We start from the raw sequence: 19,410 nt of genomic DNA, 5'->3' as shown, positions 1-19,410 counted from the left end.
GCTGAACGCCGACACGTCGGTGAAACTGCCGAGGCCCTCGACCGGTGCGGAACTGCGCGCGACTTTGTTTGCGCTGCTTGGCAGTCCGCATCTGTGCAGCCGCGCGTTCATCACCGAGCAGTACGACCGCTACGTGCGTGGCAACACCGTGCTTGCCGAGAACGCCGACGGCGGCGTGCTTCGCATCGACGAGGAGACCGGTCGCGGCATCGCGGTCTCCACCGACGCGTCCGGCCGCTACACGGCGCTTGACCCGTATGCGGGTGCTCAGCTCGCGCTGGCCGAGGCGTACCGCAACGTCGCCGTCACCGGTGCCACGCCGGTCGCGGTGACCAACTGTCTGAACTTCGGCTCGCCAGAGGATCCGGGCGTCATGTGGCAGTTCAGCCAGGCCGTCCGCGGGCTCGCCGATGGCTGTGCGGCCCTTGGCATTCCGGTCACCGGCGGCAACGTCAGCTTCTACAACCAGACCGGAACCACGCCCATCCTGCCGACCCCGGTCGTCGGCGTGCTCGGGGTGATCGACGACGTAAAACGGCGCATCCCCACAGGACTGGGCAACGAGCCGGGGGAGACGCTGATCCTGCTCGGCGACACCCGCGACGAGTTCGACGGCTCGATCTGGGCGCAGGTCACCGCCGATCATCTCGGCGGACGGCCGCCAGGGGTCGATCTGGCTCGGGAGAAGCTACTCGCCGAAGTGCTGGCCGCCGCATCCCGCGACGGGCTGGTGTCGGCCGCGCACGACCTGTCGGAGGGCGGGTTGATCCAGGCGGTGGTGGAAGCCGCGCTAACTGGCGAAACCGGTTGCCGCATAATCGTTCCCGAGGGCCTCGACCCGTTCGTCACGCTCTTCTCCGAATCCTCCGGCCGGGCGCTCGTCGCGGTGCCCCGCACCGAGGAGAGCAGATTCCGGGCCATGTGCGAGGCACGTGGATTGCCGGCCACGCGCATCGGTGTCGCGGACCAAGGCAGCGACGCCGTCGAGGTGCAAGGCTTGTTCACCGTTACTCTGCAGGACCTGCGCGGCACGTCGGAGGGCGTGCTTCCCGGGCTGTTCGGGTGACTGCGCCTGCCCGCGAACGACATCCGCTACTCGTCTGGGCGTGGCGCCTGGTACACCTCGACTTCGTCGGGATCGGCTTCGGTGCGCTGTTCTTCTGCTTGTCGCTGACACCGTCGCTGCTCCCGCGCGACTGGCTGTTCCAGGGCCTGATCGGGGGCCTCAACGCGGCGATCGGCTACGGCATCGGCGTGTTCATTTGGAAACTGTTCCGGCGCTTCGTATTACGCCGGCGCGAATGGTGGCCACCGTCGAAGCGAGTGTTGTATGCGCTGAAAACCGCGATCATCGTGCTTTCCGCCGCCGCAAGCGTGTTGATGCTGATCCCCGCCGCGGCCTGGCAGCGTCAGGTGTCAGCGGTGATGGGCATGGAGGGTCCGAACACAGTCGGCTACCTGCGCACCTTGATCATCGCGGTGCTTGTCGGCGGCGTGTGCGTCGGTGTGTCCCGGGTGCTGCTTGACCTGATCAAGACGATGGCGCGCTTTCTCATCCGGCGCTGGCGCCTGCAGGACGAGGTCGCGTTGTTCATCGGCACCGCGATCGTCGTGGTGTTGGTCATCACCCTGATCAACGGTGTGCTGGTGCGCGGTTTCCTTGCTGGTGCCAACCGGGTGTTCCAGCCGCAGAACACCACCACCATGGCCGGCATCGTCCAACCGACGCAACGCGAAAGATCGGGCAGCCCAGACTCTTTCGCGCAATGGGACACCCTCGGTTTTCAGGGCCGCAACTTCGTCGCCACCGGGCCGGATGCTGACGAATTGACTCGTATCAACGGAACGCCAGCCAAGGAGCCCGTCCGCGTCTACGTCGGCCTGCAGACCGCCGACACCGACGAAGCCAGAATGGCCGTGCTGCTCAGCGAATTGGAGCGCACCGGTGCCTTCGACCGCAAGCTGCTGGTGATCGTCCCGACCACAGGGACAGGGTGGATCAACCCCGTCGCGGCGCGGTCGCTGGAGATGATGTACAACGGCGACACCGCGATGGTCGGTTCGCAGTATTCCTATCTGCCAAGCTGGATTTCGTTTCTCGGCGACCAGCAAAAGTCGATGGAATCCGGCCGGATGATGATCGACGCCATCCACGACAGGTGGCTGCAACTGCCGCCGGATCGGCGGCCCAAGCTGGTGCTCTACGGCGAAAGCCTCGGCTCGATGGCGGGCCAGGGCGCATTCGAGTGGCTGCCCGACATCGCGAGAATGGGCTTCTCCTCGGTGCTCTGGGTTGGCCCGCCCAACGCCAGCCCGCTGTGGAACGCGATCACGGTGCGGCGCGACCCAGGCACACCTGAGGTCGAACCACGCTACGACAACGGTCGCACGGTGCGCTTCTCGCAGTCCACCGACAGCGCGGAAATTGCCCATGACAGCGAACAGCCTTGGGAGGGCACCCGAGTGCTTTTCCTGCAGCATCCGTCTGACCCGATCGTCTGGTGGTCGGAGGATCTGCTGTTCAACCGTCCCGACTGGCTCAGGGAACCACCGGGACGCGACCGCACGGCGTCGATGCGCTGGTACCCGATCGTGACGTTCTGGCAGGTCGCCGCCGACATGACCAATGCGGCATCGGTGCCGGGCGGCCACGGCCACAACTACGGCTCTTTCGTGCTCGACGGCTGGGCGGCCGTCGCTCCGCCCGACGGTTGGACTCCTGACGACACCGAACGCATCAGGCTGGCGCTGGAGAAGACCGAATCAGCCGACGGTCCCGAGTACTAGTGCGCTCCAAGCGAATACGCGCACTCGCGCTAGCCGCCACGTTGGTGGGATGGAGCCTGCTGGTGCCCCGGCTGCCGCCGCGCTGGCATCCGATGCCGCACGCGTTGCTCGGCACGGCACTTGCCGCGCTCACCCGCGCACCGCTGGGGCTGCGGCCACCTGCATTGTGGTCGGGAGTGCGGCTGGGTCTGGCAGTGGCCGCTCCGGTGGCGCTTGGTGTCGCCGCGACATCGAAGTTACCGCCGGTACGGGTGTCGATGGCCGACCGCGAATTGCCGGAGGCCGCGGCGCGCTGGTTGCTGATACGCATCCCGCTGGGAACGGTGTGGTCGGAAGAGGCCGCCTACCGCGCCGCACTCGGAACGCTCGCCGCCGAGGCGTTCGGTCCGACGGGTGGCCGGCTCATCCAATCGGCGACGTTCGGCCTGTCGCACATCGCCGATGCGCGTGCTACAGGCGAGCCGGTGATCGGCACGGTCGTCGCGACCGGCCTGGTGGGCTGGCTGTTCGCTTGGATGTTGGAGCGCTCCGGCAGCCTTGCCGCGCCGATGCTGGCGCACTTGGCCATCAACGAGGCGGGTGCGGTGGCGGCGTTGGCGGTGCAGCGCGCCGGCTACACGTCGCGGATGTCCGCCGTCAGCTGATGAGGCTCGGACTCCTGGTCGTCGATGCCGAAGCTGATGATGCGCCGCGGTGTCACCCGGATGATCGCGGTGTCAAGATCGTCGCCGGCGGCTCCGCGGGACGCGGGGATTTCGGCTTGCTCGGCGGTACCGCGGATCTCCAGGCAGCGCACCCGCCACGGGTCACGTGAGGTGACGTCGTCGACGACGAAGGCCACATTGTCGTTGTGCGCGATATTGCGGAATTTCTGGCTCTTCGACATCTGATAGCCCGCGATGTCGATGGTGCCGAGTTGCTCGTTGTAGGTGAATCCGACCGGGCTGTTCTGCGGCGTGCCGTTGGCCTGGATGGTGGCCAGCCGGCCGAGCTCCGCCCGGCGCAGGAATTCGATTTCGTGTGGTTTGAATGTCATGCACGCCAACGTAGAACCTCAACGTTTGTTGATGTCAATCGTCACGGATTGATGGTGTACTCGCCGATCTGGCGGCCCCACACGTAGTCCACGAACATCGGCTGGCCCAGCTCGGCGTGGTTGTACGGCGCGATGCTGGCGCCGGTGTCCATCACGAGATACGGCGCAGGCCAAAGGTCGCGGGTGATCTTCTGCCAGCAGCCGGGCCGGCCTTCGGGGCCGCCCCTGGCGTTCACTCGCGGAAGGTTGTCGGGATAGACCCACGGGTTGCCCGCGCCCGCGATCGTGCCCGACGACGTTGCCAGCGAATAGCCGTTGCTGCCGAACGCATCGTGTACGCGGGGCTCGATCTCGTAGAAGTTGCGCAGCGTGCAGAAGATCATGCCGCGGTAGTCGTCGAGCAGCTTGGTCGTCGGCACCAGATCGGCGGCGCCGCGAACCAGATACGGGCCGCCGCGTTCGAAACTGTCTGCCGCGGTATTGGCGAAGCCGATCGCGGCCATCAGCGCCGCGTCGATATCGCCGCGGTGATCGTTGAAGGTCTGCGCTGTGCTCACCGCGTCCTCGAGACCGTCCCACAGGTCCGGCGAAGCGTCGGCGTACACGTCGGCGAGGTCGGCGACCCGCTGATTGTCGTAGCGGATCTGGGGCATCCGCTGATTCAGGTCCTCGACGATGCGGTTGCCGTTCAGTAGCGACTCCCCGAACCTGTCGCCCAGCCCCGTAAACGCCTCGGCCGTCGCGGTCAGCGTTTGGTTCAACTTGATCGGATCCACCTGCTCGGCGATTGACATGACCGTCTCGAACAGTGTGTTGAACTCCGTCGTCACTGCGGAGGCATCGATCACATCACCACTCGAAATGCGTTGTGGGCTCGGATCATCCGGCGAGCGCAAGGAGATGTACTTGTTGCCGAACACTGTGGTGGCCTTGATCTGGGCGTCCACGTTGGCCGGGATGAACCGCAGATAGTCCGGGTCCACGTCAAGGGTGAGCTCAGCCTTCTGAGTGCCGTCGACGTCCATCAGGCCGATTCGCGAAACCCGGCCGATCTCCACACCGTTGTAAGTCACTTTTGCGCCAGGGTCGACGACAAGGCCGGCGCGCGACGACAGCAGCGTGAGCGGCTCCTTGTCCGTCAAGTCGCCCCGGAACTGCAGAAAAATCAACCCCGCCGCAACGGCGGCGACCACCAGCAACACCGCTCCCGCCGATTTGTAGGGCGGATGGTGGCGGTCGACAAGCACTTTGAGAATCTAAGGTATGCCCGCCCGCCGTACTGCTGATCCGGCGAAGACCCGCGCCGCCGTGTCTGCGCTTGCCGACTGGCTACGTGACGGCCAGCAACCAGAACCGGCGCGCGCTGAACTCGCCGAGGCGGTCCGGTTGACCGCCCGCACGCTCGCCGAGGTGGCACCTGGCGCCAGCGTCGAGGTGCGGGTGCCGCCGTTCGTTGCTGTGCAATGTATTTCAGGGCCCAGGCATACTCGCGGCACTCCGCCCAACGTGGTGGAGGCCGATCCGCGCACCTGGTTGCTGCTGGCCACCGGGCTGTTGCAGGTCGACGATGCCGCCGCCGACGGGCGGTTGCAGCTGTCGGGGTCGAGGGCCGGTGAGGTGGCCGATTGGCTGCCACTGGTCGTCCTCACTTGAAGTACGGGTAATCCTGAACCCAGTGGAAACCCCGGCTGCGAAGCGTGAAGCCGTCAAGGTCTATGCGCTCCAACGACATCGTGACCGCGCGATCGTCGAGCCGCCCGTCCAGACGCAGATGGTCAGGACCGGACCGCTCATAGGCGAACGTCGCGTGTAGGTCCGGCAGTGCGATGGTGCCCGCCCCGACCTCTGCGGCCGCAGAGACCAACTCGCCGTTCATGCGCTGATATGTCACCGACTCAGGCTCGTCGAAAACCAATCGCTGCCAACGAGTTTCGTCAGTGGTCAATGGCGTTACAGGCTTACCGTCGACGCCGAACTCGGTGACCGACCAGATTCCGTACAACTCCGGTTTGTCGCGGCCCCCGCCGAATTCATTCCAGGCAAACCAGCCGATCTGTACACAGCCGAGCAGTACCCAGATGCCCAGCAGCCCCTGCGCCACGGCCGCCATCCGGTTGGCCCGCGCAGTGGCGAACAGCCGCGGCTGGCTGGCGGGCTCCGTCGGCCTTTCCAACACAAGCACATTCGCCAGACGCCGGAACTGCGGGGCGAGCAGCACCAGGCTCATCAGCAGCAGGTGAAACGACAGGATCTTGACCGGAACGTCGAAGCTCATGTTCAAGACGAAGACCTGGGCCATGCTGAGCAGGCTGACGAGCGTTCCCAGCGTCGCGGTGCGCGGCACGAACAGCAGCAGCCCGCCCAACACCTCCGCGGCACCGAGCAGGATCTCGTACGGGTGTGAGCTGCCGACCTGCAACCACAGCACCGACGCCGGGCTCAGGTCGCCGAAGGGCTGCAGCAACGCCGCCAGCGGCGGAGCGGGCATCTGCGTTGGAATCACCTTGGCGATGCCGTACCACAGCATCTGACCGCCGAGGCATAGCCGGATGAAGACCAGGAACCAGGCCCACAGCCGCGAGTATTCGGTGCGGCGCCGGTCCACCACCGACCACACCGCTGCCACGACCGCGGCCGCAACCAGGATGCAGAACACGCCCACCCAGATGGCCGCTTGATCACCGCTGCCCGAATCGCGGTGCAGCACGGCGTCGACGCCAAGCACGTGCCGCCCCACCCAACTGGTGACCGGCTCGAGGGTCACCATTTGCCACATGACGGCGTCGTCAGGAAGCCAGTGTCCGACGATGCCGGTGAACACGAATGTGATCTGCGCGAACCACAAGCAGAACAATCCGAAGTAGGCGAAGCAGAACCGGAAGGCGATCCTGGCGGCCAGAGGCCACGGCCGGTGAGGAATCGAGACAGAGGTCACGTTGTTGATTAATACGGCGACACCGCCGCTCGATTCCCTGATCCACCCGTGATGACCGTAGACTCAGTGTTGTCACCCACCCCGTCCCGGGAGCAGCCCTATAGTGACCAGCCCGCAGACCGATCCAGAACCCCGTGAAGAATGCGGCGTATTCGGCGTGTGGGCGCCCGGCGAGGACGTCGCCAAGCTCACTTATTACGGCCTATACGCCTTGCAGCACCGCGGCCAGGAAGCCGCAGGCATCGCCGTTGCTGACGGCTCGCAGGTGCTGGTGTTCAAGGACCTCGGCTTGGTCAGCCAGGTCTTCGACGAGCAGACGCTTGCCGCGATGGAAGGCCACGTCGCAATAGGCCACTGCCGCTACTCGACGACCGGCTCCACCACCTGGGAGAACGCCCAGCCGGTGTTTCGCAACACCGCAGCGGGGACCGGCGTCGCGCTGGGCCACAACGGCAATCTGGTAAACGCCACCGATCTGGCCGCGCTCGCCCGTGAGGCGGGGCTGCTGGGGACGCGCGGCGCGCCGACCGCGACCACCGATTCCGACATTCTCGGCGCGCTGCTCGCGCACGGGGCCGCCGACGCCACGGTCGAGCAGGCCGCCCTCGAGCTGCTCCCGACGGTGCGCGGCGCGTTCTGTCTGACGTTCATGGACGAGAACACCCTCTATGCGGCCCGCGACCCCTACGGTGTGCGGCCGTTGGCGTTGGGGCGTCTTGACCGCGGCTGGGTGGTGGCGTCGGAAACCGCCGCGCTGGACATCGTCGGCGCCTCGTTCGTCCGTGACATCGAACCGGGCGAGCTGCTGGCCATCGACGCCGACGGTGTGCGCTCCATGCGCTTCGCCAATCCCAACCCCAAGGGCTGCGTCTTCGAATACGTGTACCTGGCCCGGCCCGACAGCACGATCGCCGGCCGCTCCGTTCACAAGACCCGCGTCGACATCGGCCGCAGGCTGGCGCAGGAGAAGCCGGTCGAAGCCGACCTGGTGATCGGCGTCCCTGAGTCGGGCATCCCCGCCGCGGTCGGCTACGCGCAGGAGTCCGGCATTCCCTACGGCCAGGGCCTGACGAAGAACGCCTACGTCGGGCGGACGTTCATCCAGCCGTCACAGACCATCCGCCAGTTGGGCATTCGGCTCAAGCTCAATCCGCTCAAAGAGGTCATCCGCGGCAAGCGGCTGATCGTGGTCGACGACTCGATCGTGCGCGGCAACACCCAGCGCGCGCTGGTGCGGATGCTGCGCGAGGCGGGCGCTGTCGAGGTGCACGTGCGGATCGCCTCGCCGCCGGTGAAGTGGCCGTGTTTCTACGGCATCGACTTCGCCACACCGGCCGAGCTGATCGCCAACGCCCGAAGCATCGAAGCCGACGAAGGGGAGATGTTCGAGGCCGTCCGGCACGCCATCGGCGCCGACACCCTTGGCTACATCAGCCAGCAGGGCATGATCGCGGCAACCGAGCAGCCCGCGTCGCGGCTGTGCACGGCGTGCTTCGACGGCAAGTACCCGATCGAGCTGCCCGGCGAAACAGCGTTGGGCAAGAACGTGATTGAGCACATGCTGGCCACCGCCGCCCGCACCGGTGTGCCACTGCAGGCCGACAACGACAACGTTTCGGCGCTGCGCAGGCCCTAGGTTCGGCCGACCTGCGCCCAGTGCGGATCGCTGGGTAGCGGCCCATGGCTCAAGGCATCAGAGACGGCGTCGCGGTAACCGGTGAGGCCGTCCTCTGGCGGCGGTATCACCGCGTCGATGTCACGCTCGCTCATGATCGCGTCGCATTCGAGCGATTCGACAAGGGGACGTGCCAGGCCTGACGGAATCGGCGTGACCAGACCCACCCACAGACTCGCGATCGTCGGCGTCAGCCACGGAAGCACGACGATCAACCGTCGTCGCAGACCGGCCACGTCGGCGTAGATCTGCATCGCCTCCCCGTACTCGAGCACGTCCGGTCCGCCGATGTCCCAGGTCCGGGAGCTGGGCACCCTCGCGGACGCCGCCTCGGCCAGGTAATTCAGGACGTCGTCGATCGCGATCGGCTGGATCTTGTTGTGCACCCACTTCGGCGTCGTCATCACCGGCAGGCGGTTGGTGAGATGGCGGATCATTTCGAACGACGCCGACCCGGAGCCGACCACAATTCCCGCCTGCAGGACGACAGTCTCGATGCCCGACGCGAGCAATGTCTCGCCGACCGCGGTCCGTGACCGCAGATGCTCGGACAAGTCGGCACCGGGCGGGTGCAGGCCGCCGAGATACACCAAGCGCTTGACGCCGGCGCGGCCCGCCGCGGCGACGACGTTGCGCGCCGACTGGGCCTCCTGGGTCACGAAGTCCGACGCATTGCCCATCGAGTGCACCAGGTAGTAGACGACGTCGACGCCGTCGAACGCGGCGGTCAGAGAGTCGGCGTCACCGAGGTCACCACGCACCACCTCGGCCCGGTCTCGCCAGGGCACGTCGGCGAGCTTGTCCGGGTTGCGTGCCAGAGCGCGCACCGCAAAGCCTCGGTCGAGCAGTCTCGGCGCCAACCTGGCGCCGATGTAGCCTGTTGCGCCCGTTACCAAGCAGCGAATCGTGTCATTACGCACGCTCGGGGATGGCCGTTTCTGCGGTCGGGCAAACCCGCTATTCGTCGCTGGTTTTCGGGCCGCGTCGCCACTCGTTGAGCTTGCGGCCGACGCCGTCGACAAGCCCGCCGACGCTGTCGCGAATGCCCCGAATCAGCGGATCGTCGGACTGGTCGAAGCCGTCCTTGTACTGCCGGGCCGCCGCGCCGATGTCCTCGTGCCAGCGGGCTTTGTCGTCGTCGGCACGCAGCGGATAGTCGCCGGCCATGATGGCGCCGTACCCGCCGGTGTCCACCCACTTCGTCAGCGCCGCGGCGCGCAGCACCGAGAACGGGTGAGTCTGCAGCTCCAGGTTGAGCAGCTTGAGCACGCCGTCGCGCATATCGCCTGAGCGTTCGTACTCACGGGCCTGGGCCAGGAAGGCCTGCGAGTCGAGCTTGTCGAGGTGGCTCCCGCCCGCCAGCTTCAATTCCACTCGGATGGCGGCGTCGACGTCTTGGCCGCACAGCAGTCCAGCTCGGTCGCCGGACAGTTCTGACTTGCGTTGCCATTCCAGCAGCGCGGCGACGATGGCGCGTAATGCCCAGCCCCCGATCGGAATGAAGCCGAACGACGAAGCCAACCGCATGAGGTGCATCAGCATGGTGCGGTAAACCGCGTGGCCGCTCAGCGCGTGCCCGAGCTCGTGGCCGAGGACGAACCGCATCTCCTCGTGCGTCATCAGCTCGTACATGCCCGAGGTGACGACGATGAACGGCGCGTCCATGCCGATCGTGTAGGCGTTGACCATTGGTGATTGGCTGACGAACAGCTCCGGCTTGACCGGCGCGTCGAGCACCTGCACGCACTCGTCGAGCAGCGCATCGAGATCCGCGAATTGGCGAGGACCGACCTGCACGGCGCTGGCCAGATACAGCAACCGATGCTGGCGTTCCCGCAGCATGCTCGACAGCACCTTGAGAACCTGGTCGAAGCCCTTGAGCCGACGCAGCGCGGTGAGTGCCGTCCGGTCGGCGGGATGTTCCCAGGCGCGTGAACTGATACCGGGGAAATGGGTTCGCGTCGTCGCCGGTGTTTGAGTCATGAAGCTGCGCCCCTCGCTCGTTCGTAGTCGAGACTAATGGGCGCGCGGCGGGCGTGGTTCAGCCGAGGCCACAGCCGGGATCGGGCACGTCCACCGACAGCGGGGTGCCCGCCGGCTGGATATAGACGATCCACGCCACCACCGGGACCGGCCCCAGGTTGCGGCCGACGTGAACGTGATCCGGCCCGCTGTCCTCGGTGACGGGGGATCCGACGGGGGAGACGACGTCCGAGCAGTCCGCCATGGTGCGGGTGAGCGTGCCCTCCCGTACGACGCCGAACACCCGGCCGTCGTGATAGTGCCAACCGGTGCTGCCGCCGGGCTGGATCGTGATCCTCCGCGTGACGTAGTCGACTCCGTCGACCGTGGCCTGCGAGATGATCACGGCTTCGGTGTTTATGGGTGGCGTGGCGAACGCCGTCCCGGGGAAGAACATGGATGCCGGCACGGTCGCCGCCGCAGCTAGCGCAAACCAGCGAACTGTTTTCATGGTCGGTCACAGTCTCACACCGCGGGCGATCCTGGGACCGAACGAAGAGAATGAGACCGCAAGTCGACCGGTTACCGAGTGACGGCGAACGACGGTAGCCTTGCTCTCGATGACGGATCGCGCCGAACAACACGGCATCTCCTACGCATCGGCCGGGGTGGACATCGAAGCCGGTGACCGTGCGGTCGAACTCTTAAAACCGCTGGCCAAGAAGGCCACCAGGCCCGAGGTGCGAGGAGGCATCGGCGGATTCGCCGGCCTGTTCGCCCTGCGCGGCGGCTACCGGGAGCCGGTGCTGGCCTCGTCGACCGACGGCGTAGGCACCAAACTCGCGGTCGCCCAGGCCATGGACAAGCACGACACCGTGGGCATCGACCTGGTCGCGATGGTGGTCGACGACCTGGTGGTGTGCGGTGCCGAGCCGCTGTTCCTGCAGGACTACATCGCCGTCGGGCGAACGGTGCCAGAGCGGATCAGTGAACTGGTCTCGGGCATCGCCAACGGCTGCGTGATGGCCGGCTGCGCCCTGCTCGGTGGCGAGACGGCCGAACACCCTGGGTTGATGGCGCCTGACCACTACGACATCTCAGCCACCGGTGTCGGTGTCGTCGAGGCCGACGACGTGCTGGGACCCGAGCGGGTCAGGCCCGGCGACGTGCTCATCGCGATGGCGGCCACCGGCCTGCATTCCAACGGCTATTCGCTGGCGCGCAAGGTGCTGCTGGAGATCGACCGGATGAACCTGGCCGGCCATGTCGAAGAGTTCGGCCGCACGCTCGGCGAGGAACTGCTCGAGCCCACGAGGATCTACGCCAAGGACTGCCTGGCGTTGGCCGCCGAAACACAGGTCCGCACCTTCTGCCACGTCACCGGCGGCGGACTGGCCGGCAACCTGGAACGGGTCATCCCGCACGGGTTGATGGCCGAAATCGACCGCGGCACATGGACGCCCGCGCCGGTCTTCGGGATGATCGCGCAGCGTGGTCGCATCGAGCGCGCCGAAATGGAGAAGACCTTCAACATGGGGATCGGCATGGTCGCCGTCGTCGCGCCGGAGGACACCGATCGCGCGTTGGCGGTGCTGACTGCCCGGCACCTGAAATGCTGGACCCTGGGCACGATCAACAAAGGCGGAAAAGACGGCCCACGCGCCCAGCTCGTCGGCCTACACCCGCGCTTCTAAGGACTATCGCCGCCAGTCATCGTCGGCCACCCAATCGTCGTCGGCCAATCCGTCGCTGCCGTTCAGATTGTCGTGGTCGGGAGCGCCTGACAGCTCTTGCTGTAGCCGCTCGAAATCGGTCTGCGGTGAGCTGTATTTAAGCTCACGAGCAACCTTGGTCTGCTTTGCCTTCGCCCGGCCGCGGCCCATGGGGGGACCCCCTCGCGCAATAACGGAGCGGCCCAATAAGAAGGCGGCTCCGATCTGTGTGTGTTTATTGTCCTGCCAACACTTTACCGTGCCCGGCTGCGCTGCGCTGGCAGGCCCTTCACCGCGCAGCGCCGCGGAGGCGGTCCACCGCCAGGCGCCCGGCGCCCGCGACATCGGTGGCCGGCATCGAGTCGGCGTCGATGACCGCGGCCACCTGCGCTTCGCCGCCGGTGCTCAACGCCGTGTCCGCGGGAAGGCTGCGCTTGAGCAACGCCAAGCCGATAGGGCCCTCGTCGACGTGGTCGACGACGGTGCCAAGCCGGCCAACGGTGCGGCCGCCGGCCAGCATCGGGTCGCCGGTAGCCGGGCGATCAGTCGAGCCGTCAAGGTGCACAAGCACCAGCATCCGGGGCGGTTTACCCAGGTTATGGACCCTGGCAACGGTTTCCTGGCCGCGGTAGCAGCCCTTGTCCAGGTGCACCGCCGTGCCGATCCAGCCGACCTCATGCGGGATGGTGCGCTCGTCGGTGTCGACGCCCAGCCGCGGGCGCACCGCGGCCACCCGATGCGCCTCGTAGGCCCACACGCCTGCCGGCCGCACCCCGGCGTCGAGGAGTCGCTGACGCCACTTCGCGGCGTCCTTACGTGGCGCCACGACGTCGAGCTCCACGCCGGAACCAGGATGGCGGCGGACGAAACCGCCGTCGGGCAGGGCAACCGCCGCGTGTTCAGCCGGTAGCGAATCGAGACCGAGCGCGTCGAGCACCGGTGTATCGGCCAGCCGCGGTCCGAGCAGCGAAAACACCGCCAGGTCGGCCGGCTCCACAGCAACGTCGGCCCAGAACACCATCTTTCGCAGATAGCTCAGCAGCGGGTCACCCCGCCACGGTTCGGTGTCCAGGTGGGTGACGCCGTCGAGCTGGGTCTGGATCCAGTGATCTTCGACACGACCCTGCCCGTCGAGGCTCAGATTCTCGGTCACGGTGCCGTCGGGCAGCTCGCTCACGTGCTGCGTGGAGATGTTGTGCAGCCACGACTTGCGTTCGCCGCCGGTGAGCGTGATCGCGGCTCGGTGCGAGCGGTCCACCACCACAGCGTCGTCGTAGGCTGCGCGTTGCTCGCCGAGGGGATCGCCGTAGTGCCACACCGCGCCTGCGTCAGGGCCGGTGTCGGGGGCGGGAACTGCGGACATAGCCCCAACTGTACGGCGCTACGCTTCTTGCCCATGGCCAGCCAACCCGGTGTTGTAGTCACGCTCGACGGCGAACTTCACGACCCCGCGGCGCCGCTGCTTCACGCCGACGACCTTGCCGCCGTCCGGGGAGATGGCATCTTCGAGACGCTGCTGGTGCGCGACGGCAGGCCTTGTCTGTTGGAGGCCCACCTCGGCCGGCTGACGCAGTCCGCACGGATGACTGATCTGCCCGCACCGGACCTGACGCGGTGGCGTGCGGCCGTAGCGGCCGGCGTCGCGCGCTGGACCGCCGACGGTGGAGGCGAAGGGGTGCTGCGGCTGGTGTACAGCCGGGGGCGGGAGAGCGGCCCACCGCCGACGGCGTTCGCGACTATCGGTGCGCTGCCCGCTCGCGTCGCCGAAGCCCGGCGCAAAGGCGTTGCGGCGATGACCCTGGCCCGCGGGCTACCGGCCGAGGGCGCCGCCGACATGCCCTGGCTGCTGGCGGGGGCGAAGACGCTGTCGTACGCGGTGAACATGGCAGCGCTGCGGCACGCCGAGCGCCACGGCGCGGGCGACGTCATCTTCGTCGGGTCCGATGGCTATGTCCTGGAGGGCCCGCGTTCGACAGTGGTCATCGCGACCGAGATCGATGGCAGTCCGGCGCTGTTGACCCCGCCGCCGTGGTATCCGATCCTGCGAGGTACCACGCAGCAGGCCCTATTCGAGGTGGCCCGCAACAAGGGCTACGACTGCGACTACCGATCGCTTACCCCTGCTGATCTCGTTGCGGCCCAAGGGGTTTGGCTGGTTTCTAGCATCACGCTCGCGGCCAAAGTGCATACCCTGGACGGCAAGTTGCTGCGGCGTGCGCCGTTGGAAGCTGAGTTCGCCGAACTGGTGGACGCCGCGATCGTCAGCGATCGCTGAAAACTGGTTGTCGCGGTGCCGCTTCGCTAGTACGGTCGCTCGTACACGAGGAAGGAGGTGGTCCGAGAAATTGATTGACTTATGGACATGTGAGGTGGCTGTCCGCTAGCAGCACCGGGCGAGAATTCACCTGCGCGCGCTGGCGAATTCCCGCAGCCACCCGGCCCCCGAGCCCTTGGTTTGTCCAACCAGGAAATACGGCTCGGGGGCCGCTCCATGTCTAGGGGCGGGAATCCAAGAAACGAGTAGTTGACTACTCAGTCGATGGTGCAAATTCGGGCACATACTGAGCGGGCGAATGACACTCGGGGGTGACCGTGCGGACAGTCTTCATCTCATACGCCCGGGCGAACAAGTCCGCCGTCGACGAGTTGGATCAGCACCTGCGGGAGCTCGGCTGGGACCCATGGATCGACTCCTCGCTGCACGGCGGCCAAGAATGGTGGGAGGAGATCCTTCGCCAGATCGAGAACCGTGACATCTTCATCGCGATCATCTCGAGCGAGGCGTTGATGTCCGAGGCGTGCCAAAGCGAGTTCGATTGGGCCGAGTCGCTCGGTAAGCCGGTGTTGCCGGTCGCAGTGGAAGGCTCGCTGACGGCGCTCCCGTCTCGCTATTCGAGCCGTCACTGCATCGACTACTCCGACCCTGCGAATCGGGATCGGGCCGCACGAAGACTTAACGGCAGCCTCCTCAGCCTCCCGCCGACACCGCCTCCGCCCAATCCCCGGCCCAAGCCTCCGGATGCGCCGATGTCGTATCTCACGGGCCTTATGGAGTGGGTGTGCAATCGCAACGCACTTAGCCACGACGAGCAGCGACAAGTCCTGCAGCGGCTGGAGCCCGCCCTGCTATCGGTCGATCCCGACGAACTGCACGGAGGCCGTCGAGTCCTGAAGACACTCGCGAACCGCCGCGATTTGTATCCCGACGTGGCCCAGCGGATCACTGAATTAATGCCGCGGCCTGCACCGAACCCGCAGCCTCAACCGCTGCTGAAGCCGGAACCGGCACCCGATCCGATTCTCGGCCAATCGAGTCTGCGCATATCGGCGACGCTGATCGCGGTCGCGGCGGTCATTGGCGCAATCCCGTCGGTATACCTGCTTGTCAATGATTACCCGCGAGGTGGCGACGCCAATATTTGGTATTGGCAAGTGCTATCGCGGATTCTCATCGGTACGGCGTTCTGCGTTCTCGCATGGATTGCGATGTCTGTCGCGGACAGATTTGCATCGCTGTACGCCAAGTTGATGGTCGTGGTCATCCTTCTTCTCGTCGTCACCCAAATTCTCGACCTTGAGACGAAAGTTCTGGGCGATGGGGTAGGCCGCTTCGTGAAGTACGTCGCTATTTCGACCCTGATCGCGTTATGGGGTGTGGCCGGAATGTTGTTCGGCGTCGCGACAATGAAATGGCGCGTCTCCTGGGCATATCTATTGATTGCGTGGGGCGTGTGCGGGCTGTTAGAAGCCTGGTTGTTCTATGAAGCCAAGTTCGCACCATGGCAGGACTGGCAGCCAGCAGCTGCGGAGTGGAAGGCGGCAGACTCTGTATTGATAATGCAGAATCTGATTCTGCTTACCGTGGCCGTCGTGATGTTCCTGGTGCCGCGCCCAGCCAAGAAAGAACTACCACGCGCTTAGTGGTGGCGTCCGTTAGCCAGGTGCGCGATGATGCGGCTCATGCGCAAACTGTGGAAGCTGGCCGCATTGCTCGCGGCGGCAGCGCTCACGGCCTGCGCGCCCGTCGCCCAGCGGACCGCCGCGGCCAGCTCCGATGACTGCAACAAGGACGCACTGACGACGCTGTATCCGGGCATCTTCACGTTCGGCACCGACCAGCCGGTGTACCCGCCGTGGTACATGGGCGACAACCCTGCCAACGGCGAAGGTTTCGAATCTGCACTCGCCTACGCCGTCGCCGGGAAGCTGAACTACTCGCGCGACGACGTGCGCTGGGTGCGGGTACCGTTCAACGCTGCGTTGGCGCCTGGCCCAAAAGCCTTCGACGCCAACCTTTCTGAGTTCTCCATCACCGAGCAGCGCAGGGCTGCAGTCGATTTCTCCTCGCCGTATTTCGACGTGACGCAGGCTGTCGTCACGGTCAAAACGTCCCCGGCGGCTGGTGCGAAATCGCTTGACGCGCTCAAGTCGCTGCGACTCGGCGCGCAGGTCGGCACCACCAGCCACAGCGCAGCCGCCGCCCTTGACGGCAGCGTGCCGGTCGAGGTCTACAACACCAACGGCGATGCGAAGATGGCGTTGAGCACCGGCGAGATCGATGCGCTGGTGGCCGATCTGCCGACCGCGTTCGCAGTCGCCAACGAGCTGCGCGACGGCACCATGGTTGGCCAATTCCCCAGTGGCTCAGAAGAAGTCGAGCAATTTGGCATCGTGCTGGACAGGGGGAGCCCGTTGACCCGATGCGTGTCGTGGGTTGTCGACGGGTTGCGCGAGGACGGAACGCTTGCTGCGCTCGAGCAGCAGTGGCTGGCCAATGCCGGCAAGGCGCCGATACTGACTTAGCCGGCGGGCCCGGGCGCCAGCGATGAGCAGGCATACATGGCTTGCTGCCAGGTGTCGGCGTCGATGCCCGGCGGCGGTCCAGCGGCAGGGCCGGGCGCGGAGGGCACCCCGTGCTCGCTAAGGCAGTGCGCGAGGGTGCCGTGACCGGTCGGAGCCACCGACGTGGATGTGGCTGGTTGCTCCGTCGTGTTCGACGAGCACGCGACCAGGAATCCGGCCGCGACGATGCTCGCGGTCACCCGTCGGGCGCGCACTAGCCGACGAACCTGGACAGCCGGGCCGACAGGTGCGGCACCAGCCCGCCGTCGGCGTCGACGCGCTCCTCGACATACGCGAGGTCACCACCCTCGACGATGCCGTAGAGCCGCTTGGCGCCGCCGACCAACATCCCGGACTTGCTGCGGGCCAGCGCGTCGGTGACGAGCTCCCAGGACGACTGGTTGAGGGGCTGGCCGTAGAACAGCTCGACGTAACCTGCGGAATGGGCCAGCAGTAACTCGATGGCCTGGGACTCGGCGAGATCGTTGGGGTCGTTGACGAACCGCCAGAAGCCGGTTTCCCGCAGCGAAGGCTGGTCGTATTCGCCGGTTTCGGTCAGCCGCCAGGACCTGGCTTCCCAGTTGAGGTAGTCGCCGCCGTCGTGCGACACGACGATCTGCTGGCCGAACCGGTAGTCGCCGCTCGGTCCGCGGCCCTCGCCCTCGCCGCGCCACACACCGACCAGAGGCAGCAGCGCGAGCAGCGCGTCGTTCAGGTTCGCGCCCTTGCGCAGGTTGGCCGTGTCCGCAGGCACCGGCAGATCGGAGAATGCCGGGATGTTGCGCGCGGCCGTGGTCTTGGCCCGTTCCGCTGCCGCGGCGACCGCCTCGTCGCCCGAGGTCACGACTCGTCGGTGACGAGGCGGTACAACGCGTACAGCGCGAACCACGTGATGACCACGACGGCCGCGACGAGCATGATCTCGAAGAACAACACCACGGCGACGAGTCTAGTGCCGGGCGCTGCGCCCGGCTCAGGCGGGGAGCTGTGTGCCTAGCCGCTAGGCGACAGCTGGACTGCCTAGCTCCTCGTCGGCTCGTACCTCGCCGCCATCGTCGCTAGGCGACCTTGACGTCGACCTCGTGGATGCCCGCCCCGGACGGCGCAACGCTGGCGTCGCCGTTGCCCGCGGGGGACAGAGCGCGCAGCGTCCACGTGCCGGGAGCGGCGAAGAACCGGAAGTCACCCGTGGCCGATGCGACGACCTCGGCGGTGAACTCGTCAGACGAGTCCAGCAGACGCACGAATGCGCCGCCGACGGCCTGACCCGCGCCGTCGACCACACGGCCGGTGATCACGGTTTCCTTCTCCAGGTCGACGCTGGCAGGCAACGTCAGTCCTTGTTTCGGTGCAGAGCACATAATCAACTTCCCAACTCGATCGGGACTCCCACCAGGGAGCCGTATTCAGTCCAACTGCCGTCGTAGTTCTTGACGTTCTTGTGTCCCAACAGTTCCTGCAGCACGAACCACGTGTGCGACGAGCGCTCGCCGATCCGGCAGTAGGCGATGGTTTCCTTCTGTCCGTCCAAGCCGGCCTCGGCGTACAGCTTGGTCAGGTCCTCATCGGACTTGAACGTGCCGTCCTCGTTGGCCGCCTTGCTCCACGGAACGTTGATGGCGCTGGGGATATGCCCGGCGCGCTGGCTCTGCTCCTGCGGCAAGTGCGCCGGCGCCAGGATCTTGCCGGAGAACTCGTCGGGGGAGCGCACGTCGACGAGGTTCTTGTTGTTGATCGCCGCGATGACCTCGTCGCGGAACGCGCGGATGCTGTTGTCGGGCGCCTTGGCGGTGTAGCTGGTCGCCGAGCGGTTCACCGCATCGGTGGACAGCGGACGGCCGTCGAGTTCCCACTTCTTGCGGCCGCCGTCGAGCAGCTTCACGTTGTTGTGGCCGTACAGCTTGAAGTACCAGTACGCATATGCGGCGAACCAGTTGTTGTTGCCGCCGTAGAGGATCACGGTGTCGTCGTTGGAGATGCCGCGGTCGGACAGCAGTTTGGAGAACTGCTGTGCGTCGACGAAGTCGCGGCGGACCGGATCCTGAAGATCGGTCTTCCAGTCCAGCTTGACCGCGCCGGCGATGTGGCCGCCGTCGTAGGCGGAGGTGTCTTCGTCAACTTCGACGAAAACGGTGTTCGGCGCGTCGAGATTGCTCTCGGCCCAGTCGGTGGTGACCAGGACGTCGGAGCGTGCCATGGACGAAATCCTTTCGGTTGCTTGGTAATTGAGGCTATGCGGGGGACGGTGCACGGCGTGCCCGTGCGACGAGCGGATAAAGCTGGCAGCCAAGGCAGATGCCGAAAGCCGCATTGAGGAACGCCGCCACGAGCGCGAGGCCAGTGGCGACCAGGCCCAGCACGGGCACGCCCACGGCGAACCCGACGGCACCGGCGGCCGCGAATACGAGGCCGACAAGTTGGGCGAATTTCAACGGTGGCACCGGTTCCCGATCGGTGACCG

22 protein-coding genes are annotated in these 19,410 nt (G+C 66.3%); 9 read left to right on the top strand and 13 right to left on the bottom strand.

Translation table 11 applies throughout. The features are described from left to right. The 3 genes from VFH65_RS02085 to VFH65_RS02075 all read left to right on the top strand — a co-directional run. Positions 1–1,066: AIR synthase related protein (locus tag VFH65_RS02085; RefSeq protein ID WP_353319470.1), on the top strand; the 1,066-nt coding region annotated here is incomplete at its 5' end. After that, complete coding sequence (locus VFH65_RS02080; RefSeq protein ID WP_353319469.1) at positions 1,063–2,787, top strand: alpha/beta hydrolase; 1,725 nt, start codon at positions 1,063–1,065, stop codon at positions 2,785–2,787. The genes VFH65_RS02085 and VFH65_RS02080, both read left to right, overlap by 4 nt. After that, complete coding sequence (locus VFH65_RS02075; RefSeq protein ID WP_353319468.1) at positions 2,787–3,431, top strand: CPBP family intramembrane glutamic endopeptidase; 645 nt, start codon at positions 2,787–2,789, stop codon at positions 3,429–3,431. Before VFH65_RS02080 ends, VFH65_RS02075 begins: the two co-directional genes overlap by 1 nt. On the opposite strand, the gene VFH65_RS02070 is transcribed toward VFH65_RS02075, so the two are convergent. Together VFH65_RS02070 and VFH65_RS02065 are read right to left on the bottom strand one after the other, a co-directional pair. Then, the gene (locus VFH65_RS02070; protein WP_353319467.1) at positions 3,401–3,823 is read right to left on the bottom strand and encodes a PPOX class F420-dependent oxidoreductase; all 423 of its coding nucleotides are present in this window, start codon (positions 3,821–3,823) and stop codon (positions 3,401–3,403) included. The two genes, VFH65_RS02075 and VFH65_RS02070, sit on opposite strands and share 31 nt — an antisense overlap. 41 nt (positions 3,824–3,864) lie before the next feature. Further along, complete coding sequence (locus tag VFH65_RS02065; RefSeq protein WP_353319466.1) at positions 3,865–5,070, bottom strand: MCE family protein; 1,206 nt, start codon at positions 5,068–5,070, stop codon at positions 3,865–3,867. Between the two features lie 16 nt (positions 5,071–5,086). Here VFH65_RS02065 and VFH65_RS02060 point away from each other — a divergent pair, with 16 nt between their 5' ends. Beyond that, complete coding sequence (locus tag VFH65_RS02060) at positions 5,087–5,476, top strand: sterol carrier family protein (RefSeq protein ID WP_353319465.1); 390 nt, start codon at positions 5,087–5,089, stop codon at positions 5,474–5,476. Here the strand turns inward: VFH65_RS02060 and VFH65_RS02055 are convergent. Then, positions 5,469–6,758: a DoxX family protein gene (locus VFH65_RS02055; RefSeq protein WP_353319464.1), complete on the bottom strand. Its 1,290-nt coding sequence runs from the start codon at positions 6,756–6,758 to the stop codon at positions 5,469–5,471. The two genes, VFH65_RS02060 and VFH65_RS02055, sit on opposite strands and share 8 nt — an antisense overlap. A 103-nt stretch (positions 6,759–6,861) precedes the next feature. Between VFH65_RS02055 and purF the strand changes: the two genes are divergently transcribed. Next, complete coding sequence (gene purF, locus VFH65_RS02050; protein ID WP_353319463.1) at positions 6,862–8,394, top strand: amidophosphoribosyltransferase; 1,533 nt, start codon at positions 6,862–6,864, stop codon at positions 8,392–8,394. Here the strand turns inward: purF and VFH65_RS02045 are convergent. Genes VFH65_RS02045 through VFH65_RS02035 form a run of 3 tightly spaced genes read right to left on the bottom strand, consistent with a single transcriptional unit; the run spans position 8,391 to position 10,906 of the window. Then, positions 8,391–9,353 (bottom strand): NAD(P)H-binding protein, encoded by a 963-nt coding sequence (locus VFH65_RS02045; RefSeq protein ID WP_353319462.1) that lies wholly within the window; start codon positions 9,351–9,353, stop codon positions 8,391–8,393. The genes purF and VFH65_RS02045 overlap by 4 nt on opposite strands. A gap of 37 nt (positions 9,354–9,390) precedes the next feature. Beyond that, entirely contained in the window at positions 9,391–10,416 is a 1,026-nt protein-coding gene (locus tag VFH65_RS02040) for a M48 family metallopeptidase (RefSeq protein WP_353319461.1), read from the bottom strand. Positions 10,417–10,474: 58 nt separating this feature from the next. After that, a complete protein-coding gene (locus VFH65_RS02035; protein ID WP_353319460.1) occupies positions 10,475–10,906 on the bottom strand; it encodes a cupin domain-containing protein in 432 nt (143 codons plus the stop codon). Positions 10,907–11,015: 109 nt separating this feature from the next. Between VFH65_RS02035 and purM the strand changes: the two genes are divergently transcribed. Continuing rightward, the gene (purM, locus tag VFH65_RS02030) at positions 11,016–12,089 is read left to right on the top strand and encodes a phosphoribosylformylglycinamidine cyclo-ligase (protein ID WP_353319459.1); all 1,074 of its coding nucleotides are present in this window, start codon (positions 11,016–11,018) and stop codon (positions 12,087–12,089) included. 3 nt (positions 12,090–12,092) lie between these two features. Here the strand turns inward: purM and VFH65_RS02025 are convergent, their stop codons facing one another. Then, positions 12,093–12,278, bottom strand: a complete 186-nt coding sequence (locus tag VFH65_RS02025) for a DUF3073 domain-containing protein (protein ID WP_353319458.1) — start codon at positions 12,276–12,278, stop codon at positions 12,093–12,095. Positions 12,279–12,396: 118 nt separating this feature from the next. After that, positions 12,397–13,470: a YgfZ/GcvT domain-containing protein gene (locus tag VFH65_RS02020; protein ID WP_353319457.1), complete on the bottom strand. Its 1,074-nt coding sequence runs from the start codon at positions 13,468–13,470 to the stop codon at positions 12,397–12,399. Positions 13,471–13,503: 33 nt separating this feature from the next. Between VFH65_RS02020 and VFH65_RS02015 the strand changes: the two genes are divergently transcribed. From VFH65_RS02015 to VFH65_RS02005, 3 genes are all read left to right on the top strand, one after another. Further along, positions 13,504–14,382 (top strand): aminodeoxychorismate lyase, encoded by an 879-nt coding sequence (locus VFH65_RS02015; RefSeq protein WP_353319456.1) that lies wholly within the window; start codon positions 13,504–13,506, stop codon positions 14,380–14,382. A gap of 311 nt (positions 14,383–14,693) precedes the next feature. Beyond that, on the top strand, positions 14,694–16,028 hold the full coding sequence (locus VFH65_RS02010; protein WP_353319455.1) for a TIR domain-containing protein: 1,335 nt from the start codon (positions 14,694–14,696) through the stop codon (positions 16,026–16,028). 39 nt (positions 16,029–16,067) lie between these two features. Continuing rightward, complete coding sequence (locus tag VFH65_RS02005; RefSeq protein WP_353319454.1) at positions 16,068–16,910, top strand: ABC transporter substrate-binding protein; 843 nt, start codon at positions 16,068–16,070, stop codon at positions 16,908–16,910. Here VFH65_RS02005 and VFH65_RS02000 read toward each other — a convergent pair. The 5 genes from VFH65_RS02000 to VFH65_RS01980 form a co-directional block, all read right to left on the bottom strand. Continuing rightward, complete coding sequence (locus tag VFH65_RS02000) at positions 16,907–17,164, bottom strand: hypothetical protein (RefSeq protein ID WP_353319453.1); 258 nt, start codon at positions 17,162–17,164, stop codon at positions 16,907–16,909. The two genes, VFH65_RS02005 and VFH65_RS02000, sit on opposite strands and share 4 nt — an antisense overlap. Continuing rightward, the gene (locus VFH65_RS01995; RefSeq protein ID WP_353319452.1) at positions 17,164–17,793 is read right to left on the bottom strand and encodes an FABP family protein; all 630 of its coding nucleotides are present in this window, start codon (positions 17,791–17,793) and stop codon (positions 17,164–17,166) included. The genes VFH65_RS02000 and VFH65_RS01995 overlap by 1 nt, the downstream gene beginning before the upstream one ends. 214 nt (positions 17,794–18,007) lie before the next feature. Further along, positions 18,008–18,310, bottom strand: coding sequence for a DUF1416 domain-containing protein (locus tag VFH65_RS01990; RefSeq protein ID WP_067794968.1), 303 nt, complete (start codon positions 18,308–18,310; stop codon positions 18,008–18,010). A gap of 2 nt (positions 18,311–18,312) precedes the next feature. Then, complete coding sequence (locus tag VFH65_RS01985) at positions 18,313–19,146, bottom strand: sulfurtransferase (RefSeq protein ID WP_353319451.1); 834 nt, start codon at positions 19,144–19,146, stop codon at positions 18,313–18,315. 34 nt (positions 19,147–19,180) lie between these two features. Then, positions 19,181–19,410: DUF4395 family protein (locus VFH65_RS01980; protein ID WP_353319450.1), on the bottom strand; the 230-nt coding region annotated here is incomplete at its 5' end.

This window comes from Mycobacterium sp., assembly GCF_035697385.1.
Taxonomy (GTDB): Bacteria; Actinomycetota; Actinomycetes; order Mycobacteriales; family Mycobacteriaceae; genus Mycobacterium.
Note: the sequence above shows the minus strand (reverse complement) of the source record. Positions and strands in the feature narration are given on the sequence as shown.